Source organism: Thermoflavimicrobium daqui (genome assembly GCF_003313465.1).
Taxonomy (GTDB): domain Bacteria; phylum Bacillota; class Bacilli; order Thermoactinomycetales; family Thermoactinomycetaceae; genus Thermoflavimicrobium; species Thermoflavimicrobium daqui.
Genome location: NZ_KZ845667.1, coordinates 42,400 through 67,557, shown reverse-complemented (window position 1 = coordinate 67,557; position 25,158 = coordinate 42,400). Strand labels below are relative to the sequence as shown.

Annotated in this window: 24 protein-coding genes and 1 pseudogene; 9 read left to right on the top strand and 16 right to left on the bottom strand. The window is 35.6% G+C overall.

From position 1 onward, the window contains the following. Positions 1 to 83: 83 nt before the first annotated feature. Entirely contained in the window at positions 84 to 611 is a 528-nt protein-coding gene (locus tag DL897_RS10205; RefSeq protein ID WP_113659055.1) for a YfiT family bacillithiol transferase, read from the top strand. A gap of 349 nt (positions 612 to 960) precedes the next feature. Here the strand turns inward: DL897_RS10205 and DL897_RS10200 are convergent, their stop codons facing one another. Both DL897_RS10200 and DL897_RS10195 read right to left on the bottom strand, forming a co-directional pair. Further along, complete coding sequence (locus DL897_RS10200; RefSeq protein ID WP_113659054.1) at positions 961 to 2,226, bottom strand: MFS transporter; 1,266 nt, start codon at positions 2,224 to 2,226, stop codon at positions 961 to 963. Positions 2,227 to 2,460: 234 nt separating this feature from the next. After that, positions 2,461 to 3,111, bottom strand: a complete 651-nt coding sequence (locus tag DL897_RS10195) for an SDR family oxidoreductase (RefSeq protein WP_113659053.1) — start codon at positions 3,109 to 3,111, stop codon at positions 2,461 to 2,463. Between the two features lie 189 nt (positions 3,112 to 3,300). Here DL897_RS10195 and DL897_RS10190 point away from each other — a divergent pair, with 189 nt between their 5' ends. Beyond that, positions 3,301 to 4,404: a lactonase family protein gene (locus DL897_RS10190; protein ID WP_113659052.1), complete on the top strand. Its 1,104-nt coding sequence runs from the start codon at positions 3,301 to 3,303 to the stop codon at positions 4,402 to 4,404. 397 nt (positions 4,405 to 4,801) lie between these two features. On the opposite strand, the gene DL897_RS10185 is transcribed toward DL897_RS10190, so the two are convergent. The 8 genes and pseudogenes from DL897_RS10185 to DL897_RS10155 form a co-directional block, all read right to left on the bottom strand. Continuing rightward, complete coding sequence (locus DL897_RS10185; RefSeq protein WP_113659051.1) at positions 4,802 to 5,755, bottom strand: siderophore ABC transporter substrate-binding protein; 954 nt, start codon at positions 5,753 to 5,755, stop codon at positions 4,802 to 4,804. Between the two features lie 70 nt (positions 5,756 to 5,825). Next, positions 5,826 to 6,584 carry an iron ABC transporter ATP-binding protein gene (locus DL897_RS10180; protein ID WP_113659050.1) on the bottom strand — a complete coding sequence of 253 codons (759 nt, stop codon included), beginning with the start codon at positions 6,582 to 6,584 and terminating at the stop codon, positions 5,826 to 5,828. Continuing rightward, the gene (locus DL897_RS10175; RefSeq protein ID WP_113659049.1) at positions 6,578 to 7,528 is read right to left on the bottom strand and encodes an iron chelate uptake ABC transporter family permease subunit; all 951 of its coding nucleotides are present in this window, start codon (positions 7,526 to 7,528) and stop codon (positions 6,578 to 6,580) included. Before DL897_RS10175 ends, DL897_RS10180 begins: the two co-directional genes overlap by 7 nt. Further along, entirely contained in the window at positions 7,518 to 8,471 is a 954-nt protein-coding gene (locus DL897_RS10170; RefSeq protein ID WP_113659048.1) for an ABC transporter permease, read from the bottom strand. The genes DL897_RS10175 and DL897_RS10170 overlap by 11 nt, the downstream gene beginning before the upstream one ends. Before the next feature lie 619 nt (positions 8,472 to 9,090). Then, positions 9,091 to 9,714, bottom strand: a complete 624-nt coding sequence (locus tag DL897_RS10165) for an FMN-binding negative transcriptional regulator (protein WP_113659047.1) — start codon at positions 9,712 to 9,714, stop codon at positions 9,091 to 9,093. A gap of 23 nt (positions 9,715 to 9,737) precedes the next feature. Then, on the bottom strand, positions 9,738 to 10,256 hold the full coding sequence (gene paiA / locus DL897_RS10160) for a spermidine/spermine N(1)-acetyltransferase (protein WP_113659046.1): 519 nt from the start codon (positions 10,254 to 10,256) through the stop codon (positions 9,738 to 9,740). Positions 10,257 to 10,281: 25 nt separating this feature from the next. Next, positions 10,282 to 10,365, bottom strand: a pseudogene (locus DL897_RS19050) (MarR family transcriptional regulator); the annotation flags it as partial. Positions 10,366 to 10,958: 593 nt separating this feature from the next. Beyond that, positions 10,959 to 11,741: a class I SAM-dependent methyltransferase gene (locus tag DL897_RS10155; protein WP_206186512.1), complete on the bottom strand. Its 783-nt coding sequence runs from the start codon at positions 11,739 to 11,741 to the stop codon at positions 10,959 to 10,961. A gap of 139 nt (positions 11,742 to 11,880) precedes the next feature. Here DL897_RS10155 and DL897_RS10150 point away from each other — a divergent pair, with 139 nt between their 5' ends. Then, on the top strand, positions 11,881 to 13,350 hold the full coding sequence (locus DL897_RS10150; protein WP_113659044.1) for a flavin monoamine oxidase family protein: 1,470 nt from the start codon (positions 11,881 to 11,883) through the stop codon (positions 13,348 to 13,350). 313 nt (positions 13,351 to 13,663) lie between these two features. On the opposite strand, the gene DL897_RS10140 is transcribed toward DL897_RS10150, so the two are convergent. The 3 genes from DL897_RS10140 to rbsK form a co-directional block, all read right to left on the bottom strand. Next, positions 13,664 to 14,035 carry a YybH family protein gene (locus DL897_RS10140; protein WP_240627367.1) on the bottom strand — a complete coding sequence of 124 codons (372 nt, stop codon included), beginning with the start codon at positions 14,033 to 14,035 and terminating at the stop codon, positions 13,664 to 13,666. Positions 14,036 to 14,270: 235 nt separating this feature from the next. Then, positions 14,271 to 14,855 (bottom strand): GNAT family N-acetyltransferase, encoded by a 585-nt coding sequence (locus tag DL897_RS10135; protein ID WP_240627391.1) that lies wholly within the window; start codon positions 14,853 to 14,855, stop codon positions 14,271 to 14,273. Between the two features lie 108 nt (positions 14,856 to 14,963). Then, a complete protein-coding gene (gene rbsK, locus DL897_RS10130) occupies positions 14,964 to 15,878 on the bottom strand; it encodes a ribokinase (RefSeq protein ID WP_240627365.1) in 915 nt (304 codons plus the stop codon). A gap of 214 nt (positions 15,879 to 16,092) precedes the next feature. Between rbsK and DL897_RS10125 the strand changes: the two genes are divergently transcribed. The 3 genes from DL897_RS10125 (at position 16,093) to DL897_RS10115 (ending at position 18,706) form a co-directional block, all read left to right on the top strand. Continuing rightward, on the top strand, positions 16,093 to 17,124 hold the full coding sequence (locus DL897_RS10125) for a methyltransferase (protein WP_113659042.1): 1,032 nt from the start codon (positions 16,093 to 16,095) through the stop codon (positions 17,122 to 17,124). Positions 17,125 to 17,308: 184 nt separating this feature from the next. After that, positions 17,309 to 18,091: an APH(3') family aminoglycoside O-phosphotransferase gene (locus DL897_RS10120; RefSeq protein WP_168188754.1), complete on the top strand. Its 783-nt coding sequence runs from the start codon at positions 17,309 to 17,311 to the stop codon at positions 18,089 to 18,091. A gap of 30 nt (positions 18,092 to 18,121) precedes the next feature. Further along, positions 18,122 to 18,706 (top strand): GNAT family N-acetyltransferase, encoded by a 585-nt coding sequence (locus DL897_RS10115; RefSeq protein ID WP_113659040.1) that lies wholly within the window; start codon positions 18,122 to 18,124, stop codon positions 18,704 to 18,706. A 169-nt stretch (positions 18,707 to 18,875) separates the two neighbouring features. Here the strand turns inward: DL897_RS10115 and DL897_RS10110 are convergent, their stop codons facing one another. The 3 genes from DL897_RS10110 to DL897_RS10100 form a co-directional block, all read right to left on the bottom strand. Continuing rightward, a complete protein-coding gene (locus tag DL897_RS10110; protein ID WP_113659039.1) occupies positions 18,876 to 20,648 on the bottom strand; it encodes a B12-binding domain-containing radical SAM protein in 1,773 nt (590 codons plus the stop codon). 327 nt (positions 20,649 to 20,975) lie between these two features. Next, positions 20,976 to 21,593, bottom strand: a complete 618-nt coding sequence (locus tag DL897_RS10105) for an HAD family hydrolase (RefSeq protein WP_113659038.1) — start codon at positions 21,591 to 21,593, stop codon at positions 20,976 to 20,978. A 43-nt stretch (positions 21,594 to 21,636) separates the two neighbouring features. Then, complete coding sequence (locus tag DL897_RS10100; RefSeq protein ID WP_113659037.1) at positions 21,637 to 22,410, bottom strand: DeoR/GlpR family DNA-binding transcription regulator; 774 nt, start codon at positions 22,408 to 22,410, stop codon at positions 21,637 to 21,639. 320 nt (positions 22,411 to 22,730) lie between these two features. On the opposite strand from DL897_RS10100, the gene DL897_RS10095 reads away from it, so the two are divergent. From DL897_RS10095 to DL897_RS10085, 3 genes are all read left to right on the top strand, one after another. Then, positions 22,731 to 24,089, top strand: coding sequence for a nitroreductase family protein (locus DL897_RS10095; protein ID WP_113659036.1), 1,359 nt, complete (start codon positions 22,731 to 22,733; stop codon positions 24,087 to 24,089). A gap of 34 nt (positions 24,090 to 24,123) precedes the next feature. Continuing rightward, the gene (locus DL897_RS10090) at positions 24,124 to 24,663 is read left to right on the top strand and encodes a helix-turn-helix domain-containing protein (RefSeq protein WP_113659035.1); all 540 of its coding nucleotides are present in this window, start codon (positions 24,124 to 24,126) and stop codon (positions 24,661 to 24,663) included. A gap of 269 nt (positions 24,664 to 24,932) precedes the next feature. After that, a complete protein-coding gene (locus DL897_RS10085; protein ID WP_113659034.1) occupies positions 24,933 to 25,112 on the top strand; it encodes a hypothetical protein in 180 nt (59 codons plus the stop codon). Positions 25,113 to 25,158 lie beyond the last annotated feature (46 nt).

Here is a 25,158-nt window from a genome sequence, read left to right as displayed (position 1 = left end):
AACTTTATTTATTCTCCTTTTTAGGATACGATGATCAGAAATATACATATCTTCATTACTACATAAGAAATGAGGTTAACTTAATGAATCATTTAAAATATCCGATAGGACAGTTCTCCCTCAAAGAAAAGGTTTCTCCTGAAAAGTTAGAAAGCTGGATTGAAGATATTAAGAATTTACCATTACAATTAAAACAAGCTATTCAGGGATTAGATGAAGCACAATTAGATACCGTGTATCGTCCAGACGGTTGGACAGTCCGTCAAGTGGTTCACCATGTTGCTGATAGCCATATCAATGCCTATACCCGTTTCCGACTTGCCTTAACTGAAGAAACGCCTACAATAAAACCTTATGAAGAACAAAGATGGGCTGAACTTCTTGATGCCAAATACAGTCCTGTAGAGTTATCACTTGGCTTACTTGACCACTTACACCAAAGATGGGTAACGTTATTACAATCCTTATCCTCTAACGATTTTCAAAAAACTTTTTACCACCCTGATTCTAACGAAATTTGCTTAGATCAGTGTGTAGGTTTATATGCATGGCATGGAAAGCATCATCTTGCTCATATCACAACGCTTAGAGAACGAATGAGTTGGAACTAATCCAATCCTATATACCCATCGAGTTTGGATAAGACCTTCCAAACTCGACGGGAAGGTCTTATCTTCTATATTATCAGATTTCTATAAATTTCTTTAAAGTTTAAATATCACCTTAATCCTTGATTACACTGCCTGAAGATATTTCTATATTATTTTTTTGCGGCGATCTACCACTAATAAGCTCTCTATTTTTTTTTACTAGTTTTTTTGTTAGGCAGCTTTATAGATATATAGTTTAGTAGAAATAAAGTTAGATTTTCTTCCATCCATATACTATACCTCGACAAGTTCCACTTATTCTACCAATCTACACTATTCCAATAATTTTTACTGATGACATATTCCCCTTCTATTCTTCTACCTTAGGCACTATTTCTTCAGGTTGTCTTAATGTACGAACAGTAGAGAGAAGAATAAAGACCGATGAACACATAATACCTATTGCACCCACAATTAAGGTAGAAGTAGTACCAATCATGCCGCCCAACCACCCGCCGAGCAAGGAGCCTACTGGAACCACTCCCATCACAAATAGGCGAATAGATGCATTCATCCTTCCTTGTAAATAATCGGGTGTTATGGAAGTTCGCAGACTCCGTTGAATAATATTGAACACAATAACCATCGCAGCATCGATCATATACATGGTCATAATCAGGATCACGGCAGGTAACAATGGTAAAAACGTAGCAAATGGGATTAAAAAAGAGACAACCCCTGCTATCAGTAAAGATGCGACAAGAGCTCTTCCGATTCCCAGTTTTTTGGCAAAAGAGCTAGCAATCATCGCTCCTAAAAGCGCCCCAACTCCTGACATCGAGAAAATAAATCCGATATAGATCGGCTCTAGTTTCAACGTTCGTGTAATATACAATATGAAAATAGGCTCAATCACATAGGTAAATAAATTAAAAATCATTGTTGCCATTAACAGGGTCCGAATCACTTGATTACCAAAAACAAATGAGGTTCCTTCACGAATTTCAGCCCACACATTTTGTTCTTCTGGACGTTTTTCAATGGGTAGCTCTTTTGTTTTGATTAAACTTAAAAAGATAGCTGAGAGCAAATAAGTTCCTACATTAAAAAAGATTGCAAAAGGGGCTGAGAATATCTGAATCAAAGCTCCTCCAATACTTTGTCCTACTGTCGTAGCACTGGAGCTACTAAATTCTAACTTACTATTTCCTTCTACCAAGTCCTCACGCCGAACCATAAACGGAAGATATGAAGTATGGCTAATGTCGAAGAAAACGGTATTAATTCCGACTAATCCAGCTATTAGGAAAAGCAGCGGCATCGACAGCAAATCCAAATATATACCCAATGGGATACCTAATAATAGAAGCGCCCTAAGGATATCAGTAATAATTAAAATAGGACGTTTGGGCTTTCTGTCCACCCATACTCCAGCAAACAAACTAATGATAATATAAGGTAAAAATTCAACCGCTTGTAAGATTCCCATTTGAAGCGGAGTCGCACCAAGATTAATGGCAGCAACTAACGGCAAAGCCACCAATGTTATTTGTACACCAAACATAGAAATAGTGTGACCAAGCCAAAAATTGCGAAAATCTGCTTGTTTTAATAATCCTAGAGAGAATTTTCTCACTCTGTATTCCTCCTGTTCATGCTATAACAAATCTTAAATAAACTAAAAAGCCACCTGCCCCAGATTCATGACATATTTAGCCTAAAATTACCTTTATGCCCATGTAACAAAGGGTATATATGTAAAGTGCATAATTTTCAATTCTATCTTAATCCTAGTCTGGTTTTAATAACCTTATTTACTAACTACGACGGGACAAGTTAAGGACTTTCCATTATCGTTTGAATCTATACTTCATATATAAGGGACTGCTACACGCGACCAAGCGTCTGGAGAGGGTGATGTATTCACATATTTTGGAGCGCATGCATGAAGCATTGGTGTATCAATACTTCCACCTGGATCTAATGCAACGACTACAATCCCTTGTGGTAACTCCATAGCCATTGACTGTGTTAACCCTTCGATCGCAAACTTAGAAGCACAATAAGGAGCAAGATCTGCCTCGCCGGATCGTCCCCAACTTGAGCTGATATTGATAATAACCCCTTGTTTCTTCTTAATCATTGCTGGAACAAAAGTTTGGATTACATTCTGTACACCATTCACATTTATATTCATTACACGGGTAAACTCTTCGGCAGAAATCTCCCAAAGTGGGGCGTTTTTATTGACAATTGAGGCATTATTAATAAGCAAATCGGGTGCCCCATAATCCTTAAGAATCTCCTTTCCCCACTTAGCAACCGCTTCAAAGTCAGAAATATCAACAGATTGAAAGTCATGTTCCTGCTTAAATTGTGAGCGTATTTCTTCAATTTGACTGACCGATCGCCCGCAGCCGGCAATTACCCAACCATATTCTGCAAATCGATCGATCATTGCTCGCCCAAGTCCCTTCGTTACGCCTGTAATCACAACCAGTTTCTTCTTTGTTTCAGACATAATTTTCCTCCAATTATAAATTGAGGGCGTTTAAATTCTTTTCTTAGTTATAAAATCAAAATCATTTTACAAAATTTATTTTATTATATTTCTATATGAAATGGTTTGATATCTGATAGAATATTATTTATATTATCTTCTAAATTCGAGATCTGGATTTAACATTATAGAGAGAAGAGGGACGATAACATGAATCAGCAAGTAAAAGAATCCATCTTTATGTACATCGGATCATATACGAATAAAAATACCACTGGAATCTATCAATGTTCATTTAATCCTAGTACAGGAACGATGAAACTCATCGATCGTATCAATGATATAGAGCATCCTTCTTTCTTAACGATTGATCAGGATCAAAAAATTCTTTATGCAGTTAGTGAAACGAAGGAAGTAGATGGTAGACAGAGTGGCAAAGTAGTTTCTTATCGAATTCATCCAAAAACAGGGGAACTTACTTATCTAAATGAACAGCTTACTCTCGGCGCACATCCATGTTATGTAAGTTTGAATAGTCAAAAGAGGCAGTTGTTTGCAGTTAATTATTCTGGGGGGAATATTTGTAGTTTTCCCATCCGAGCAAATGGAGAGATTGGTGAGATCACCGATCTGGTACAACATGAAGGAAGTAGTATTCGCGTGGACAGACAATCAAACGCACACCCTCATTCGATTATTATCGATCCCTCTATGCAATTTGCTTATGTTCCGGATCTGGGTTTAGATAGAATTAAAATCTACCAATTAACTAAAGACAATAAACTAAACAATATAAAAGACATCCAACTTCAACCAGGTGCAGGTCCTCGGCACCTTGTATTTCATCCGCTCAATCCTTACGCCTATCTTATCAATGAACTAGATTGTACAATTACCGTATATTCCTATACAAATGATGGCTCACTTACACAGTTACAAAATATCCCTACCTTACCTCAACCAATTAATCCTAAGAACACTGGTGCAGATATACACATTCTGCCTTCAGGAAGATTTTTGTATGGATCCATTCGGGGGGATAACAGTATTTTCATATATCAAATTAATCAAGAAAATGGTCATTTAACTTTTGTGGATAAGGTATCAACCAGAGGGAATAACCCTCGCAATTTTTCCTTGTCACCAGATGGACGCTTTTTAGTGGTGGCTAATCAAAGTTCCGATTCGATTATCTCCTTTGAAATCGATCAAGAAACAGGCAAATTATCCGAACCTCGGGACTCTTTACACGTTTCTGAGCCTGTTTGTATTCAATTTTTAAGACATGATAAACCACCAAAATCCCCTGTATGAAACCTTTTGTTTAATAGAAAGAGAATTTTGACTTAACCGGATAAACCTGATACTACACTCTCTCCAATGAACCCTATTAATTGGGCGAAAAAAAAGAGTTGAAAGATTTTTTCCCATCCAAAACCTACTGCTGCTATCTTACCCCCCCATGCGTAAACGCAGGGGATTCTTGGGTAATCTCTTCGTGTACCAAGCTTAGATCATGAGTCCCATGGCAATTACTCTCATACCTTCTTACAAAATGTTTTTAGCAGCGTTGATGTCTCGATCATGGTTCGCCTTGCTAGAGGTTTCCCGCTCGCAAAGATATAAAGCGTTATTTATCGAACTAGCAGAAAAAAAGATACCGCCGTTGGAAATTCAACGATGGTATCCTTTTAATCACAATCAAGTATTTCTACTGAATACTTTTTTCGATTTCTTTTGCCATCTCGGCGACGGAAACTAGTCCTCCACCGGAAAGGTACCAATAGTTTGCATCGAGATATACGATATGTTTCTCTTTATATGCTTTGGTGTTCTTAACTAATTCATTTTCTACAACTTGTTTTGCTGAAGATTGCAGTTTGTTTCCTTTTACAACAGTACCTCGGTCAATGACATAGAGATAGTCTGGATTTTTCTCTGCAATATATTCGAAAGAAATGCTTTGTCCATGTGTAGATACTTTAATATTCTTATCAACAGGTGTTAAACCAAATACATCATGAATAATTCCAAATCTAGAATTAGCTCCATAAGCACTAACTTTATTGTCATTTGCTAAAATAATTAAGGCGTTCTTTTTACTTGCAGTCGCTTTTAGTTTTAGATTCTTAATGCTTTCTTCAATTTTTGCAAGCTCTTGGTCTACAACAGCTTCTTTATCAAAAATCTTTCCTAATGTTTTCATATTTTCTTTAAAAGAATCCATATAATTTGCTGTATCTACTGCGAGATGAATGGTTGGAGCAATTTTAGAAAACTCTTTATACTGCTCAGCTTGTCTACCAGAGATAATAATTAAATCAGCACCAATTTCATTAATTTTTTCAAAGTCAGGTTCTTTTAACCCACCTACATTGGTATACTTTGAGCTTTTATACTTTGAAAGATAAGAAGGAATTCCTTGTTGTGGTACTCCTGTAACATTGACACCCAGTTTATCGAGAGAATCCAATGCACCAAAATCAAATACGACTACCTTTTGAGGATTTTTCTTTACTTTTGTTTCTCCTAGCTTGTGCTTAATGGTAATTTCTTCACCTTTCTTTGTTTCTGCTGATGAACTTTGACTGGAACCCGTTGATCCACATGCAACAGCAAAAACTGATAAAACAGCAACGATAAATAGCATAAGTGCCTTCTTCATCTTTTTCCACCTCTAATCAATTTTTATATTATGAATAAAAAGTAGTACGAAAAACATCTAGGTAATTAATTTAAGAGAAATAGTCACAAATTGGGCAATCATCGATATTTTTTATTGCAATCTCCATATCAAAGATTTCTTTTAAAGCTTGCTGCTCGATAATTTCATCTGTCATACCTTTTCTGACTACCTTACCATCCTTAAGGGCAACGATATAATCAGAATAGCGAGAGGCAAAATTAATATCATGGATGACGATAATAATCGTTTTACCTAGCTCGTCTACTAACCTTCTCAATATTTTCATAATCTGAACCGAATGTTTCATATCTAGATTATTCAACGGCTCATCTAAGAGAATATATTCCGTATCTTGGGCAATCACCATAGCGATATAAGCTCTTTGTCTTTGACCACCACTTAATTGATCAAGATATTTATATTGAATATCCTCTAATGCCATATATCGAATCGCCTCATCAACATGTTTCCAATCCTCTTCGGAAAGTCTTCCCTGAGAATAAGGAAAACGTCCAAAAGAAACTAATTCTCTAATCGTTAAGCGAAGGTTGATATGATTGGTTTGTTTTAGAATCGATATTTTCTTTGCTAGATCATTACTTTTATACTGAGAGATTTCCTTGCCATCTATCAGAATATCCCCTGTATCTTTGGCAATTAGGCGGCTAATCATAGATAACAAAGTACTCTTACCAGCCCCATTCGCGCCAATAAAAGAGGTGATCTTACCCTTGACTATCTGGATCGAAACATCTTCAACTACATTGCGCTGTCCATATTTCTTAGATACATTTCTCACATCTACCATGATTTATTCTCCCTTAATAGTAGATAGATAAAGTAAATTCCACCGATGAAATTGATAATTACACTCAGTGTCGTAGAGAAGGTAAACACTCTTTCAACAATCAACTGTCCTCCGACTAATGCCACGATGCTAATCAAAATAGAGCCGAAAATCAAATACTTATGCTGATATGTCTTAAAAAACTCATAGGCAACATTCGCAACAAGTAGACCTAAGAAAGTGATTGGACCAACTAAAGCAGTCGATATAGAAATAAGGATTGAGACAATGATTAATAACCTTTTTACCACATAATCATAATCGACTCCTAAATTGATCGCTTGATCTCTTCCTAGTGATAATACATCCAAGTATTTAGCAAACCTTGCAAAATAAATCAAAACAAAGATGATAGAAATACTTGCTATAACAAGCAGGTCGGTTTTTATATTATTAAAACTAGCAAACATCTTATCTTGTACGATCTGAAATTCGTTTGGATCAATCAATACTTGCATGAAAGAAGATAAACTTTGGAATAAAGTTCCAAAAATCAGTCCGATTAAAAGTAGAAAATAAATATTTTGTTCTTCTCTTTTAAAAAGTACACGATATAACACACCAGAAAACAGGATCATTAAACCGACTGAAATCCCAAAATTTATATTGCTATTTGTGATCGATATAGTCGCTGAGCCAAAAATAAAAATAACAAAAGTTTGTATAAACATATACAACGAATCTAAACCCAATATACTTGGAGTTAATATTCGGTTATTCGTAATCGTTTGGAACACAATGGTCGATAATGCGATAGAAGTTCCTGTTAGGAGGATGGCAAGTAGCTTCATACTCCTTTTTGGAAGAGCATAATCCCAATTATGACCGAGATGAATAAATAGAAAGATCGCACTGACAATTATTGCAATCATTGCAAGAACACTTGTCTTGGCTTTATAACCCATAAGACTTTCTCCTCATAAGTAAATAAACAAAGATACCACTTCCGATAACTCCAACTGTAAGACTGATGGAAAGCTCATACGGATAAATGATCAGGCGCCCTAGGATATCACAAGCTAATACAAATACTGCTCCTAATAATGCGGTATGAGGAAGGTTCTTTTTAAGATGATCTCCTTGATAAATACTGACAATATTAGGGATAATCAGACCTAAGAAAGGGATCATTCCTACTGTAAGTACGACTGATGATGTTACTAGAGCAACAATGACCAGCCCAATATTAACCACTTGTTTGTAATTAAGCCCTAAGCTCTTTGAAAATTCCTCTCCCATGCCAGCAATCGTAAATTTACTGGCAAATAGATAAGCGATGATCACTGCTGGAATGCTTATGTACATCAGCTCATATCGGCCTTTCATAATCATGGAAAAGTCACCTTGTAACCAAGAGGACATATTTTGAATCAAATCATACTTATATGCAAAAAAAGTGGCTATCGAACTGATTATGTTCCCGAACATCAATCCTACCAGTGGTATAAAGATTGTATCTTTAAATTTGATTTTCTCGAGAATATTCATAAAGATAAATGTTCCAAGCAATGCGCAAATAAATGCAATCATCATCTTTTGCAAAGGAGTTGCTGATGAAAAAATCATGATGGAGAATAAAACTCCTAACCTAGCAGAATCCATTGTTCCAGCTGTAGTTGGTGATACAAACTTGTTTCTACTTAACTGCTGCATAATTAGGCCACATATACTGATACTAAAACCTGCAATAATAATACTAATGAGCCGAGGAATCCTACTAGTTAATAAAATTTGCGTTTGATCATTATTTAATGCTAATAGATCTAAAGGTGTAATATCCTTAACACCAATAAAAATAGAAGCAAATGATAAGATAATAAGTGCAGTAAATAGATATCTTTTTTTCATAACCCTTCCTTCCGCTTCTATTATATAGAGGATCATTATTTAAGCAGCATCTAAAAAACAATAATGATATTCATTATCAATTAACTGTTCTAACTGGAATTATAGCACTTTATTACCAGCTGTCAATATATTTTCATCCAAATAAAAATAGAGTACGTTTAATAAAAACATTATAATTATTCGTTATTTATTCTTCGATCATCATTCCTTCCTTGATTATAATTTCATCTTTCTTGAGGATTTTAAGCTTTGAGCTAAATTATTCAACCTATTTTAGATTAAATAAGCACTATTTTGTATCTATTGGATATACCATTCATTTTTGATCGATTATGTCAGAAGGTTTTACAGTCATTGTTCGCTGAAAGCGCACGGTAGGGTAGTGGGATGAAAGACAATCGTTGTACAGATTGCGATCCTGCGCCTTCAGCTGTGTGGAGTGGTCAAATAGGGAATGGATGGGATATAAAAAGCTTGTCTCATAATTAGTTTGTATAACAAACTTGTTTTTTAAATTAAACCATATAAACTCATGCTATCACCAGCGAAATCATTCCCGTAAAGGATTCGATTTTTTTTCATTCTTTAATTTGTATCTGAGGGTTGAATAACAGAGAGCTTATTTGTGATTTTTTAATCTCTTTTCCATCGTTTCTGCCATTTGTTTCGAATTTATATTTCCTTCATTTTGTAATTTATCAATGATATTAATATAATCCGTTTCATTTCGATTCTGACTTAATTTATATGCAGCCTGAATTTCTCTCACCTTAATTTTAAATCCAACTATACCTTTCAGTTCACTTTCTAAGAGATGAGGAGAAAGTTTATCCCATAAAACAGGATTTTCACGATTTTCTTCATACTTTTCCAGCATTATTGTTAATTCTTCTATTAATTCATCTTTCTCTAAAATGCTTGCTTTACCATATACATGGACGGCTTGATAATTCCATGTTGGAACTTCTTCATGCCCATACCAAGAAGAAGAAATGTAAGCGTTCGGTCCCTGAAACATAACAAGCACATCTTCACAGGTTTCAAATGTTCTCCACTGAGGATTTCCATAAGCTATATGCCCAGTAATATAGTAATCATCACCTTTTTTATTTAACCCCAAAGGCAAATGAGTGGCAATTGGTTTTCCTTGTTCTGTTGTGACAATCGTGCCAAAAGAGTTTTTTTGAACAAAATCCCAAATTTCATCAACATCTGTGACCTTAAAATACTTTGGAATATACATAATAATCCACCTTTCAAAAAAAATTATCTGAGCGTTTTGGTCATTATATAGTCCATTTGTTCTTCATCACCCATATAAAAAGAGTGGGCTCCAGTTTGAACAAACCCCATTTTTTTATAAAAAGCAATCGCATTTTCATTTTTTTCCCATACGCCTAGCCAGATTTTCTTTTTATTACGTTCCATCGCAATTTCCATAGCTTTATTTAGCAGATACTTGCCAAGCCCATGTTTTTGAAATTTTTTCTTTATATAGATTCTCTCGATTTCAAGTGATTCATCACCCATTTCTTCAGACTGAGCATCATTAATATTGACCTTTAAATATCCAGCGACTTCATTATTCAAATAAACAAAAAAGAATTGCGAAGAAACATTGGATAATTCTTTTTCTAATTGTTTTAGGTTAAATGCCCTTTCCAAATAGGCATTCATATTTTCAGGTGAATTCTGATGCTTAAATGTCTCATTAAATGTTTCATAACTAATTTCTTGAAGTTTTCGTAAATCTTTAAGGGTACACTTTTTTATATTTATAGTCATTTAAATATGTCACTCCTTTATATAGCACAAGGTATAAATACTTCCCTTTTGTGATAATAGAATTTAAAGCCCTTGCTATCATTCCAGTTCCACGAAGAATTTCCTTCAAAATTAACTCCTTATTGCAAATTTTTATTGTAAATGCACTAAAGTTAAGTTAAATTTAATGTATACCATTTTTGTTGCAAATGCAACAAGAAAATAATGATAAAGAACTTGAGTAAAGTGAAATATATTTTTTTGAAAACATTCAATTACCTCGTATTTTTGATAATGACAATGATTTTAAATGGCCCCATTAACCGTTTGTTTAGGGGGGCTAATACTTAAATTACTTTATGCCCATTTACTAAAAAAGTATTAGACCACATATTAACACACTCTAGTAAAATCCCAAATTATGATAAAGATAAAAAGCATTCAATATTGAATGCTTTTTATCTTTATTGTTCAACTAACTTGCCCTGTTACATTTCTTCACAATCGCTCCTCTATAATTAACATATATATCCAATGTAGTATCCATTAATAGTACCGAAAACGAGTGTTTTTAGAACGATTTAAAATATCTCACTTCAAAACGAATTTATCTGCATGAAACAGTCTCTAAAAGTGTCCCAATATCAAAGCTTCCTTATTCCATTTAATCATGACTTTTGGTACGGTAATTTTGTATTTTTAATAAGATGAGACTAGGTTAAGCTAGGATCTTGGGAGATCCCCCTTATACCCTACCCAAATTGTCCAGCGATCCTTTTCGATAATAGGATCATGAAGTAATACTTTTCCTTTCAAATAATGGACAAAGTCTTCTAAATCTTGATCAGTCAACGCATGCAAAATCGAATGTCCTGATCGACTGAAAATATCTATTGATAACTCTTGGAAGTTTGAATATCTCTTTCTCACCTCCCATAGTGGAAAAATTCGAACTAAATGAAACCCTTGTTCCTGCAAACTTTTAACTACTTGATCCCGATTAGGTCTCCGTTTGATTTCTAATTCCCTCAAACGAGGGAATATTTCGAATAAATAACCAAATAAATGTTCTGCACTTGCATCAAGGAGACAGTCTTCAGGAGTCCGATCTTGAATAATAATCGTTCCTCGAGTCTCTAATATTCGAGAAGATTCTCTAAGAAAAGGAGTCATATCTTCTAAATGGTGAATTACGGCTCTCGAGAAGACAACATCATAGCATGAATCGTTTAATCCCGTAGCTGAAGCATCTCTTAAAAAATATGTAATTTTGGAATCTCCATTTTGAGTTTTAGCTGCAGCTATCATCTCCTTCGAAAAGTCCACACCTACTACTTTTTCGGCTCCCAGTTCGATAAAAGCTTTACTATAAATTCCTTCTCCACAACCGATATCTACAATCTTTTTTCCAGTAAAGGTCATTAAGTTTTGCATAAACTGAATCCAATTCATATCCACATTTCTAGAAGAGTAAGAAAAGCGATTCTTTGTATGAAAATCGATCATCATTTTGACCACCCCTAATGTTTCATTAGATGAAAATACTATAAAAACACCTACTAAAACAAGGCTATTGATCACATACCGATAGATTTTGAAATGAATAACATATTACCAATATTCTATTTTATAAAGGAGAATCACCATGTCTATTCAAAGTCGATCCCGTTTAACTCCAAGTCAGATGATTTCGATCATTCGAAGTGGGCTCAAAAAAACGAAGACACCTAAAAAAATTATGATTATAGGAGCTGGTATGTCAGGATTGGTAGCAGCTTCCTTATTAAAAAAAACCGGACATCATGTAAGGATATTAGAGGCATCTGAGAGAGTTGGAGGGCGTATCTTTACCTTGCGATCTCCATTTACTCAAGGAGAATATCTAGAAGCAGGTGCTATGCGTATTCCCAATATTCATTTTTTAACATTAGAATATATAAAAAAATTTAATTTACCTCTCAATCGATTTATTAATACAACACCAAATGACTTGATTTATGTCAATGGAATCAATACACGTCAGAAGGTTTACGAAAAAAATCCAGATATTTTAAGATATCCCGTTACTCGAAGAGAAAAAGGGAAAACAGCGGAAGAACTCGTTCGTTTAGCTTTACAACCCATTTTTAAGCAAATCCGTCAACATCCTCGAAATGACTTAAACCAGATCATACGAGCATTTGATAAATACTCGATGGATATATTTTTACGGTTTAACCCTATTGGTCCATCCTTATCCTCAGGTGCCATCGAAATGATCAAAGTGCTAACAGATATAGAAGGCTATCCTGAGTTAGCTTTTACAGAAATTTTAAGGGGATTCCTAATCTCCATAAATCCGTTTATACGATTTTATGAAATTACGGGTGGATTAGACCGACTACCGAAATCCTTTCTTCCACAGTTAAAAAATGAGATCTTATTTAATCAGAAAGTAGTAAGAGTCGTACAACATCCAAATAGTATAACAGTCCATGCCACTCATACTAAAACATCTAAGCCGCTACAGATAAAGGGAGATTTAGCAATCATGACCCTTCCTTTTTCTGTCCTTCGGTTTATTAAATTAGAGCCCTTTCATTCCATTTCTCATCAGAAGAGAAAAGCGATTCGTGAGCTTCACTATTTAGCTGGTACGAAGATAGGCATTCAATTTAAAAATCGATTTTGGGAAAAAGAAGGCATGTTTGGAGGAAAATCAGTCACGGATTTACCTATGCGATTTGCTTATTATCCAAGTCATGGCTTTGGAAAAGCAAATGGTGTGGTATTAGGAAGCTATACGTTAGAAGATGATGCCTTAATCTGGGAGAGATTTTCTAAAAAAGAGGCAGTGCTTAAGAATCTAGCTCAATTGGCCAAGATTCATGGTAAGCAGATTTTTAAGGAATTTGTTACTGGAACGATGCATAGTTGGCTGAAATATCCATATACTGCTGGTGCTATCGCTATGTTCAAGCCCACACAAGAAACCGTTCTATATCCGCACATTCTCAAACCCGAAGGACGTCTTCACTTTGCAGGTGAACATACATCTTTGACACATGGCTGGATACAAGGAGCTATTGAATCGGGCATACGCGCTGCTTATGAAATCAATCAGCGTACCATCTAACTATTCCGAACCATTTGTCGGCTTGATGAATCCACTCATCAAGCCCCTTTTTATAATGAATATATCAAATAGTCCCATACCCCAACTCATTTGAATCACTTATTCTTTCATCTCCACAACTAAATGCTCAAAGCACAAATTTACTGTTCTTACATTAGAGTAGGTACGATGGATCGCTCCTGTCGGAATCGTAAAAATATCATTCGATTTTAAAGAGATAGTTTTTCCATCTTCAAAATCGATCCATAATCCCCTTTAAGTTCCATAAACATTTCATCCGAGTCATGATGATAATACCATTGATGGTTTTTACTTATTTCACACTACTTAAATGTTCATGTATGATGAACCACTGTCCATTTATTTTTTCTAAAACATTGGTTCCTCGACCCATTCCTGTTCTTTTTTCTCCTTGAAAATACCCTGACCAATAAAAATGATAAACGCAGGTTGCCGATCTTTCCGTAAATGATATCCACTCAATATCTTTAATTTGGTAAACTTCATCTTGAATGGTATTCCAATTCCTCTCAAAAGCCTTTTTAATTTCTGCTAGACCACGAAAAGTACCATCTGAGAAAAAGTAAATGGCATCCGTTTTAATTAGTTTAGCTACTTCACTAAAATCATGAGTATTCGTTGCGTCTTCGTATTGTTGAATAAAAGACTGTAACTCTTCCATCATTGGACGATCTCCTTATCCCTTTCAAAATGATCGATTGTTTAACATTTTTCTATTATAGACTATCTAAAATACATTTACTATATAGTTTATTACATTAAAATAAGTAATTAACATATTTCCAAAACAGACTAATCAATTAAATTCAATATAAAAAGCTGATACATCTAATCTAATCTAATCTAATCGATAATAATTAGGATGTTCAGCTTTAATCTGGAGGAATATGATTTCTTTTTCATAGAACTTTTTTTTCAAAACACACAAACTTTTCTTCCCTGCCGGGCATACTAATTTCCTCTCTTTCCTCAAATCCAAAGCTTCGATATAAATTTAAGGCCACAGGGTTTCTATTGTATGCATCAAGCCGGAGATTTGCATAACCATTTTCGTTCGCAAATTCCTGAGCGAAATTCAATAACTTCTTCGAAAGTCCCCTTCCTTGAAAATCGGGATGAACTGCTACACGATGAATGTAGAGATTTTTACCTTCCGTAAACTGCCAATTGACTTGATCATATTGTGGTTTCTTTTCTTCCGTTAAGACTAAAACAGCAATAAATCGTCCTGCCTCTTTAATCCCATATAACTTACCATTTTTAATATCATTTTTTATTAGATCATCATTTAGATAATCTTTATCCCACTGGTCATTCCCTTCTTTTTGTAGCACATGAACTATTGTATGATATAGATCAATAATTGTATCTATATCATCCATTTTAGCTTGTGTAAGCCCCAAGCCAATCACCTCATTACACCATTTTGAACTTCCTATTGTTAAATCTATTTTTTGCAGGCTTACATCATAAAACACTGTCATTTTCAAAAGAAAAATTTCTTTATTTTCCCATTCAAAAAGGAGCATATCCATAAAAATTAGAGACGAAGTACATTCATGAAAAGAATGTACTTCGTCTCTAATTTTAGACTACTGTATTTCTTCAATGGTCGGAAGGGAAGATTGTGCTCCTTTTCGTGTAACTACAATAGCAGATACTTTACTTGCAAACTTTGCAGCTTCCTGATCACTTAATCCTTTGGAAAGCCCAACAGCAAACGCCGCAATATAAGCATCTCCTGCTGCGGTTGTATCAATAGCTTCTACAGATACTGCAGGAATATGATATTCTCCATCTTGATTAAGTAAATAGGAGCCTTGTGCACCTACAGTAACAATGATCCGCTTTACACCAAACGATTTCAATTTCTGAGCCGCATTTAAGATTTCTGCTTGGGTGTTGGTTGATGTTTCCCCTAAGATCTCTAATTCCGTTTCATTTAAAATTAACGTATCCACTTTGGATAACATTTGCTTAGATAGCCTTTGTGCCGGGGCTGGATTTAAAATAACCTCTTTATTTAATTGGTAAGCCAAATACAAAACATACTCTACCACATCGATTGGAATCTCGAATTGCATGATGATTAAATCACTTGTTTGAATCAAATGCTTCATTTGATCAATATCTGATTTACGCATATGACTATTAGCACCTGGGACTAATACAATATGGTTCTCTCCTTGACTACTTACTTGAATAAAGGCCATCCCTGTGGTTCGTGCTTTTTGAATCCCTTCTGTATTTACTCCTGCCTGCCGTAAACTATGGAGTAAAGCTTGACCGTATTCATCATGACCCACTTTGCCAATCATTGTTACATCTGCACCCAATTTGGCAGCAGCAACAGCTTGATTTGCACCTTTTCCCCCGGGATTGATATGAAATGAACTGCTTGTGATGGTTTCACCCGCTTTCGGAAGATAAGGAACATGTGTCACTAAATCCATATTTAAACTTCCAATGACAACAATACTCTTCAAGTCATTCACCTCGTCGTTCAATGGTTAACTCTCCCAATCTCTTCATCTGTAAAAATTCCTTCAAAGCAAGCATTTAAAAAAGTTGTCCGATCCCCATACCATTACCTTCTTTCTCTGCTGTTCTTTGTAAATCACTTGATTCCCGCTTATATTTCTAGATAAACGATTTCAATATATACTTATCCATTTAGGGTATATAAATATAGAACCCTATAAAAAGGAAGGAGCTACTCTGGTGAATAATCAAGAAAAACAGCCTGAACAAGCTCTACACCAACACCATTTAACGCAAATTATTCTTTCATTCCAAGAGTCTCAAGCGATTATTACTGCAGCCAAATTAGGAATTGCCGATTTATTAAAGGATGGTCCCAAAAGCGTTGATGAATTAGCTCAGCTGTGCCATGCTCATCCTGAGACACTGTATCGTCTATTACGAGCACTTGCCTCCATTGGTATTTTTAAAGAAGAAGATCACACTGTTTTCTCTTTGACTCCTTTATCCCACTATCTACGTTCCGATGTAGAAGGTTCCGTGCATAGCTTAGCTCTGATGGTCGGTGATACCAAAGCTTGGTCAGCTTGGGGTGACCTCATTGAAGGAATTAAACAGGGTGAAGTGGTCTTTGATCACAAGTTTAAAATGTCTTTTTATGATTATCATACAGAAAACCCGGAATTCGCCAAATATTTTAACCAAACGATGTTTAATCATACTAGTCTCCTTACCCAACATGTCTTAGAAGTCTATGATTTTTCTCCATTTCAAACCATCGTGGATGTAGGAGGAAATCATGGATATTTACTTTCCTCTATTTTACAAAAATATCCGGCATCCCGTGGTGTTCTTTTTGATCAACCATTTGTCATTGAAGCTGTCGAAAAGGAGCATCTAAAGAATAATCCCTTTCATGATCGGATCAATGCAGTGGCTGGCAATTTCTTTGAATCCTTACCGAAGAATGGTGATGTTTATATTTTCAAACATATCATTCACGGTTTTCACGATGAAAAAGCTAGACAAATTTTGCAAAATTGTCGAGATGTCATTGGCGATGGAACATTACTTATTATTGAAAATGTTCTCTCTAACAAAAATAATCATTCATTCTCTGCTTTTATGGATCTTCAAATGATCGTGATGTCTGGTGGAAAAGAAAGAACTGAAGCCGAGTATCAACAGTTACTTGAACAAGCTGGATTCCAAATGACACGGGTTATTCATACATCATCTCCAGTATCCATCATTGAAGCAGTCGCAAAATAAGTCGTTCACCTAAAAAAGAAAACTCAAGTATAGGAAATGCTCAAATCTCTTATGATCTACTGTATCGTAAGAGATTTGAGCATTAGATGATAAAATCCTGTAGTTTACCTAAGGGGAAAACCAGATGCGAATAACATCGTAGAAATTGGATTTAGTATATGGTACGATCGAAGGGATGAAAAGTATGGAATTGAATCTTCCAAATGATCTAAAAAAAATAATTGGAAAAATGACATGGCTACCAAATAAGATTGGTAGATCAAACGCCTGTGTATACCAAATCATTTCAGATCAACAAAGATGGTATTTAAAAATTCAACCGTACGCTCCTTTTGAATCCTCTTTAAAAAAAGAAAAAGAAATACTTGATTGGTTACAAAATAAATTGCCTGTTCCTCGTGCGATTTACTATAAGCAGTTTGCTACAAATGAGTTTCTTCTTCTTTCTGAAGTTCCTGGTTGGATGGCTTGTGATGAAAAGTGGAGAAATCAAGCTGAACATGTTGTCATCTGGTTAGCAAAAGGATTAAAAATGATCCACTCCATCCCAATTGCTAATTGCCCTTTTCAAAGTGATCCGGACAAGCTTATTCAAGAAGCATATCTACGGATGATTCAAGGTTATGTAGATGAAAACGATTTTGACACAGCTCGATTAGGAAAAACTGCGACCGAACTATTTGATTTACTAATCCAAACAAAACCCACCACCTATGACCCTGTTTGGGGACATGGGGATTATTGCTTACCAAACATTCTTATATCAGAAGAAGGGATTCGTGGATTTATCGATTGGAGTCGTGGTGGAGTGACTGACCGATATTTCGATCTAGCTTTAGCGGTCAGAAGTATTACTTATAATCTAGGCAAAAAAGAATATGTCCCCTTATTCTTTCAAGCATATGAACTAGAAAACATCAATCAAAGTAAAATAGAATTTTATCAACTATTGGATGAATTTTTTTAAACGATTACGAGATTAAACGGAGGAATAAAAATGCCCTTCTTCGGTGAAACTACTTTTCCCATTTTAGATACAGAAAGACTAAAGCTTAGACAGCTTTCTTCTAAAGATACCAAAAAACTTTTTGAAATCTGGTCTGATAAACAAGTAACTCAATATATGAATATCTCTCCACTTTCTACAAAAAGTCAAGCTCTAGAAATGATCGATTTATTAAATTCGTTAGCCGAAAGAAATGAAGCCATTCGTTGGGGAATCGAATTGAAGAAAACAGGTGAGCTGATCGGAACTTGCGGATTTAACAGTATAAATCACGCCAATGCTAGAGCGTCGATCGGCTATGAATTGGAAGTTGCCTATTGGAGAAAAGGATATATGTCTGAAGTCATTCACGCATTACTTGGCTATGGATTTCAGCAATGTCATTTCAATCGCATCGAAGCAACTGTTGAGCCAGAAAACACCCCTTCCATGCTTCTATTAGAAAAGCTAGGCTTTCATAGGGAAGGCTTACTCAGAGGTTACGAATATGCTAAAGAACGATATATCGATCTATATATGTTTTCCATTTTACAAAACGAATACCTCCTTCAAAATTCACAAGATACATGCCCATGAAATAACTGAGATTGTTGACTCATCGTTTTTGAATAAGTTAAAGCAACTGCGACCTTCATCGTTTGGGACTTTCAATCTATAAATGTGTCCATGCCAAGCGCATTAAAAAATGGCTCCTGAATACCCATCGGAGCCATTTTTTATCTTTCTCACCTACAACAATCTGTTCTTAACCTATAGATTCCGCTGTTACTGTTGCATCTGCCTTCATAGTATAACATTGGACAGCAATCGACTCTTTCGGACGATATAATGCAATCAAAGCAGTAGGCTGCTTGATGATTTTTCCGCTGTCCAAATAAGCTTTTATATCAAAGGGAAGCACATCAATCACAGCATGTTTAAAAAGATCACGCTCTGTCAGATGTAGCTTGGCAAAATCATCGGATACTTCCTGAGGATGCCCAAGCGCTCGTTGAATCAAGTTCGATTGATCTTGCTTACTAAGTGTATACTCCCACCAACCTTTGCGTGGTTTCTGTTTGTGATTTAAAAGATACTCGTATTTCATAAGTCCTAAAATAATCTCCATATTTTTGGTCTTGCGTTGTTCTAAAAAAGAGCGTAAACGAGTAAACAAGTCTTCCAGTTGGTGACCAATCTTCTGCCATCCCTGTTCTTCCCAGTAGTCCCCAAACTCTTGGAAAAAGTCAAAAGGAGAAGGAAACTCTTGATGAATTAAATATTTCAGCGTATGATCCATACGATGTGCATTCCAGTATTTTTCAAGTACATCCTCTACTCTTTTAATCCGTACAATATCGGCGAACGAAAGCAAGTCATTTCCTAACATTTCATATGGTGCTCTTTCCATAAAGACATACTGATATCGCTTGGCATCCAGACGCAATCCTGTTCCTCGTAGCATTTTCAGAAAGCCCAGCTGTAATTCTTCGGGCTCTAAAGCAAAGACATCATTAAATGTTTGTCGAAATCGGTTGTAATCCTCATGAGGAAGCCCCGCAATCAAGTCGAGATGTTGAGCGATCTTTCCGCTTTCTCTGATTTTAGTTACCGTACGAGAAAGCTTCGTAAAGTTTTGGCGGCGTTTTACAGCTTCATTGGTTGGATCATGGGTAGATTGAACCCCGATTTCAAAGCGAAAAATGCCAGGTGGTGCGTTTTCTGCTAGAAAATCCAGTACTTCAGGTCGCATAATATCGGCTGTGATTTCAAATTGAAATACACAACCTTGGTGATGATCAATCAAAAATTGAAAAATCTCCATCGCATAATCGCGCTTAATATTAAACGTCCGGTCTACAAATTTAATCAGTTTCGCCCCATGCTCAATCAAATAAAGAATATCTTGTTTGGTCCGCTCTATATCAAAATAACGTACCCCTATCTCAATACTAGATAGACAAAATTGGCAACTAAATGGACAACCTCGACTCGTTTCAAAATAAACCACACGATTGGACAAATGGGCGAGGTCTTCGGGAAAACGATGTGGAGAGGGAATATCGTTTAAATTAAGCTTTGGACGAGGGGGATTCAATACAATCTCTTCACCATTTCGATAGGCAAGTCCAAACACAAAATGAAATTTCTGTTCCCCTCTAAGTTCAGTTAGTAAATGGTGAAATGTCTCTTCTCCTTCCCCCATAACGATAAAGTCTACTTGCGGTAAGCGTTCCATCCAATATTTCGTATCATAAGAGACTTCAGGTCCTCCCAGAACAATTTTTAATGCTGGATTTACTTTTTTTAGCATATCAATAACGGTAATCGTCTCTTCAATATTCCAGATATAACAAGAAAAGCCCACAATATCTGGTTGACGTTGGTATATGTCCGCGACGATATTCATCGCAGGATCTTTAATGGTATATTCCGCAATCTCCATCTCAAACTCTTTCTCACTAAAAGCTTTTAAATAGCGCAATGCGAGTGATGTGTGGATATATTTTGCATTTAGGGTAGCCAAAACGGTTTTCATCACATTCAACCTCATTTATATCTTCATTTTTATCATGCCTTGGATTGTAACTCTTTATCTATATTTACCACGATCATTCTTACGGATCCCATCCATATCCATTCTACTATAGCTTTCTTCATATCTTCGTAGCAAGTCATCTATCATGTATACTTATATAATCTACTTTTATTGAATCGTCAACCGAATCAATTGGTAAATCTCTACATAAATCGTACATCTTTCTTTTTAGATATTGATTTATAGAAAATAGGCTCTTAACTCAAATTGAAATACTACCTTATCAATATGTGTATGATTAACTTTCCCCCAAAGGCGCAAGCATTTCTAGAGCAAATATAATATTTCTCGTGGATTTTTTAATTTATATTTTGCTTGGATCTTATCAGGCGACTTCGCTCCCCATAAAGCTAGAGCAAAATCGACCCCTGCACTGTTAGCACATTGCATGTCATAAAGGGTATCTCCAACATATAAGGTTTTAGCTGGATCAACACCAGAAATTTCTAGAAACTTTAAAATCGGATCTGGAAATGGTTTATGCTTTGGTGTATCATCCGCAACGATCGAATATTGTAGATACTCCATTAAACCAAAGGGAACAAAATCATCCTCCAATTCCTGCTTCGTTTTTGAAGTCACAATCCCTGTTGTAACCAAAGAAACTCGTAATAACATAAGTACATCTTTTATTTCTGGATAGATGCACATTTCATCGCGGAATTCTGCCATATATTGAACCCATTTTTGTAGAATACCATCTATATTTTGAATTCCTAGTTTTCTAAGCGTGACCTCTCCTGGTATACCTAATGCAAAGTACAATTCTTCATCCCCATAGTCACGCCCTAATTCATCTCTAAGCGCCTTTTGTAATGAGCGAATAATCGCTCTTTCACTATCGATTAAGGTGCCGTCTACATCAAAAATCACACAATGATACATAAATGGTCTCCTCCATTAAGATATGATATCTCATGATCATCCTTTAGTTTTTCTCTGTATCGTTTGCCAATAAAATCTCTACATTGTACTTTTGTAACTGTTCGATGATTTCTGGGCTGGGTTCTTTATCTGTAATAATTAAGTCAATATCTTCAAATCCTGCCATCTGATGAAACTCTCTTTTTCCAAACTTTGAATGATCTGCTAACACTATTACCTGATCTGCTCTTTGAATAGCTTCCCGTATGAGATAGCTTTCCTCCTCGAACAAACTCGATAATCCATCTTTGGTTATTCCACATGTACCAATGAATAGTTTATCCACATAATATTGCGATAACATTTCGATTGCCTTCGTCCCATATACAAAGCCATGCTCATTAAAAAGCTTTCCCCCCAGCATGTGGATAGTGATCCCTTCCTTTTCTACTAATAAACTAGCTAAATCGATCGAATTCGTAATAACTACATTCTGTTTACTATTCATAAATTCGACTGTGTAGCGTGTTGTTGTTGAAGAGCTAATGTACAAATAATCACCATCATGAATAAGCGTAGATGCCAACTTACCAATCGCTTTTTTTACTTCTGTATCCATTTGTAAACGTTCTTTAAAATTGGGCATTTCTTTCGATAGGGTTGGCAAAATGGCTCCACCTCGAACACGAATAATTTTTCCCTGCTCTTCTAATTTAACGATATCTCTTCGAGCTGTATCACGAGAGACATCAAATCGCTGGCAAATTTCATCCACCGTGATCCGTTTGTTCTCCTTTAGATATTGCATTATAGAGATAACTCGTTCGTCTTGAAACATCTTAAATCAGCTCACTTTTGTTCTTAAGTTTTTTTAAGCGAAATTAAGCAAAATTAAGTGTTACCCTTATTATATATGAAACAAACTTATCATTAAACACTATATTTACTTCTAAAAAATAAAAAGAAGTCTATGATTTCATTGACTCTTTAAAGTGAACAGCTTTTCTTTTCTATCATTATTTATTCTTCATTGGGTTACAACTAAATAATTGTTTTTGTTACTTTCATAAAGCATCCCAATGTACAATATTATTATTATTCTGTATAATACAATTAAACAATCACTTCCATTTCCATATTAAAGAGGGTGCATATAAAATGGGGCATCATAAAGGATTTATTCCTTTACACTTCCAACGTATTCCCCCAGAAGAACAATGGATGCGACTCAATCAGTATGTCCGTATGATGGAAAAAAGAAGAAGTGTACGCTCTTTTTCCAAAAGACCTCTTTCTGAAAAGGTACTTGAAAAAGTGGTGCATATAGCAGGTACTGCGCCATCTGGAGCCAATCAGCAACCTTGGACCTACATTCTGATTAAAGATCCTCTAATTAAAAGACAGATTCGTCTAGCAGCAGAGCAAGAAGAAAGCCAACGGTTACAAAATTATAAAACAAACGGGGAACAAAAGCTGTCTACTCTCGGTAGTCACCAGTATCTTGAAGATGCTCCTTATTTGGTAGCACTATTCCAGATCAATTATGGATTAACAGAAACAAATGGCCGAATGCAAAAAATTCGCCATTACTACGTACGAGAGTCTGCTCCTATTTCTGCTGGTTTTTTTCTTGCTGCTCTTCAACATGCAGGTATCGATTGTCTCATTCGTCCTCCTGTTTCATCCCTACAAAAAATCCTAAATCGTCCTAAAAATGAATCTCCTCTCCTACTCTTTGCTGTAGGATACGCTAAGGACAACTATGAAGCACCCCTATTATCCCGAAAATCCTTTTCCGAACTCGTCATTGGAGAGACATCCTTCATTCCTGACTCTCAGACCAAAGCACCTCCCTATACTCGATCAGAAATACGAACCATTCAAGAACAACTTGCAAAAACGGAATCCTATTATCAATTCATCCGTAAACGAAGAAATGTGAGGCATTACTCTCAAGAAAAGGTAGATGAAAAGCTGATTTATCAAGCTCTTCGTGCCGCAATTACTACTCCATCCAGTGGAAACCTACAGCCTTACCGCTTTGTTGTCGTTAATGATCAGGCAAAGAAAGAAAAAATCAGGGCATTAGCGGAAGTTGAAGAAACAAAACTTTATGAGGAGCGTATTTCTGACGAGTGGCGAAAAGCACTTGCTCCTTTAGGAACGAATGCATCCAAACCTCACTTGACTGATGCATCTCATTTAATCGTGGCTTTTAAAGTAGATATTAATTCTACTCAAGCAGAAGTTGTAGACACTAGTCTTCTCCAAACGAACCAAGACCTTTCATTGATATCGACCGCAATGGCTGTGGGAGTTTTATTAGGTGCCTTACACCATGCTGGTTTATGTACCCTTACGTATACCCCAAGCCCCATGACATTTTTACGCAATTACTTCAATCGCCCTAAAAATGAAATGCCTATTCTTGTATTACCTGTTGGATATCCCGCCCCAAATTGTCATGTTCCGAATATAACCAAAAAAGATTTATCAGAAATACTGATAAAATTATAAATTTAAATCAACTATACAAAGAGAGGCAAACCCGATGGACATTGGTACAAAAATCAAATACTTTCGTGAACAAAAAGGCTATTCGATTCGAGAATTTGCTAAGTTATGCCACTTATCACCCAGCTTGATTAGTCAGGTGGAACGAAATATAGCTAGCCCTTCGATTGCTTCTCTGGTTAAAATGGCGGAAGTATTAAACTGTCCTGTAGGCTCCTTTTTTGAAGACTCTCCCAATCACCAAATTGTCGTGAAGAAAAACGAACGGAGAAAATTAATCCTGCCTTATCATAAGGTTGACTATGAATTAGCTACTCCCTCTCAATTCGACGGAGAAGTGAGAGTGTTGGCTATCACTCTACCACCAAAAGAATATTCATCAGAGACAAAAGTCAGTCATCAAAACAAGGAAATCTGCTTCGTTATTGCTGGGAGTATTCAAGTCCTCTTTGAACAAACTTCCTATTATTTAGAAGTTGGTGACTCCATCTCTTTCGACTCTTCTAATTCCCATCAGTTTTTTAATCCGGGTAGTAACGAAGCTCAGTTTTTATTAATTGTTTACAATAAATGTTAAGCTATAATAAAAGGAACTTACTCAATGGTGCTCTATTAAATTCATAAAGCATCTTGAAAATCCAACCTATCTGTTTTTAGATTTAGAATGAGTCACTTTTACAATGAAACACATTTGGAAACTGAGCAGCCACGAGCTATTATATACGAACCTAAAAGCCTATCGCTAAGAAAAACGATCATTAAAGCTTTATCTACTCATTCCCCTCTTCTTTATTGGTAAAGATAAATGATATACTCTAACATAGATAAGATAGCGGAGGGAATAAAATGGATAAAACTTATCAATTATCACTTGCAATCCGAGACCTTAGACAAGTAGAGCATCAGCTTAACCATATCTCAAGTCGTTTAGAATCCATACAACATAAAAAATCCTACACTTTAAACAATCTAATTAGAGATTTTACCGAACTAATCGATAGTCTTGAAGCAGGGGAAGAAGACTAAATTTCCCATCATATCTGGATTCAAAAAATAAAAGGCTTCCTTTTCT

Excerpts from the sequence above, each read along its gene's own strand:
- DL897_RS10205 (WP_113659055.1), top strand. The coding sequence starts at position 84 with ATGAATCATTTAAAATATCCGATAGGACAGTTCTCCCTCAAAGAAAAG.
- DL897_RS10195 (WP_113659053.1), bottom strand. The coding sequence starts at position 3,111 with ATGTCTGAAACAAAGAAGAAACTGGTTGTGATTACAGGCGTAACGAAG.
- DL897_RS10190 (WP_113659052.1), top strand. The coding sequence starts at position 3,301 with ATGAATCAGCAAGTAAAAGAATCCATCTTTATGTACATCGGATCATAT.
- DL897_RS10185 (WP_113659051.1), bottom strand. The coding sequence starts at position 5,755 with ATGAAGAAGGCACTTATGCTATTTATCGTTGCTGTTTTATCAGTTTTT.
- DL897_RS10180 (WP_113659050.1), bottom strand. The coding sequence starts at position 6,584 with ATGGTAGATGTGAGAAATGTATCTAAGAAATATGGACAGCGCAATGTA.
- DL897_RS10175 (WP_113659049.1), bottom strand. The coding sequence starts at position 7,528 with ATGGGTTATAAAGCCAAGACAAGTGTTCTTGCAATGATTGCAATAATT.
- DL897_RS10170 (WP_113659048.1), bottom strand. The coding sequence starts at position 8,471 with ATGAAAAAAAGATATCTATTTACTGCACTTATTATCTTATCATTTGCT.
- DL897_RS10165 (WP_113659047.1), bottom strand. The coding sequence starts at position 9,714 with ATGTATATTCCAAAGTATTTTAAGGTCACAGATGTTGATGAAATTTGG.
- paiA (WP_113659046.1), bottom strand. The coding sequence starts at position 10,256 with ATGACTATAAATATAAAAAAGTGTACCCTTAAAGATTTACGAAAACTT.
- DL897_RS10155 (WP_206186512.1), bottom strand. The coding sequence starts at position 11,741 with ATGATCGATTTTCATACAAAGAATCGCTTTTCTTACTCTTCTAGAAAT.
- DL897_RS10150 (WP_113659044.1), top strand. The coding sequence starts at position 11,881 with ATGTCTATTCAAAGTCGATCCCGTTTAACTCCAAGTCAGATGATTTCG.
- DL897_RS10140 (WP_240627367.1), bottom strand. The coding sequence starts at position 14,035 with ATGATGGAAGAGTTACAGTCTTTTATTCAACAATACGAAGACGCAACG.
- DL897_RS10135 (WP_240627391.1), bottom strand. The coding sequence starts at position 14,855 with ATGACAGTGTTTTATGATGTAAGCCTGCAAAAAATAGATTTAACAATA.
- DL897_RS10120 (WP_168188754.1), top strand. The coding sequence starts at position 17,309 with ATGGAATTGAATCTTCCAAATGATCTAAAAAAAATAATTGGAAAAATG.
- DL897_RS10115 (WP_113659040.1), top strand. The coding sequence starts at position 18,122 with ATGCCCTTCTTCGGTGAAACTACTTTTCCCATTTTAGATACAGAAAGA.
- DL897_RS10110 (WP_113659039.1), bottom strand. The coding sequence starts at position 20,648 with ATGAAAACCGTTTTGGCTACCCTAAATGCAAAATATATCCACACATCA.
- DL897_RS10105 (WP_113659038.1), bottom strand. The coding sequence starts at position 21,593 with ATGTATCATTGTGTGATTTTTGATGTAGACGGCACCTTAATCGATAGT.
- DL897_RS10100 (WP_113659037.1), bottom strand. The coding sequence starts at position 22,410 with ATGTTTCAAGACGAACGAGTTATCTCTATAATGCAATATCTAAAGGAG.
- DL897_RS10095 (WP_113659036.1), top strand. The coding sequence starts at position 22,731 with ATGGGGCATCATAAAGGATTTATTCCTTTACACTTCCAACGTATTCCC.
- DL897_RS10090 (WP_113659035.1), top strand. The coding sequence starts at position 24,124 with ATGGACATTGGTACAAAAATCAAATACTTTCGTGAACAAAAAGGCTAT.
- DL897_RS10085 (WP_113659034.1), top strand. The coding sequence starts at position 24,933 with ATGGATAAAACTTATCAATTATCACTTGCAATCCGAGACCTTAGACAA.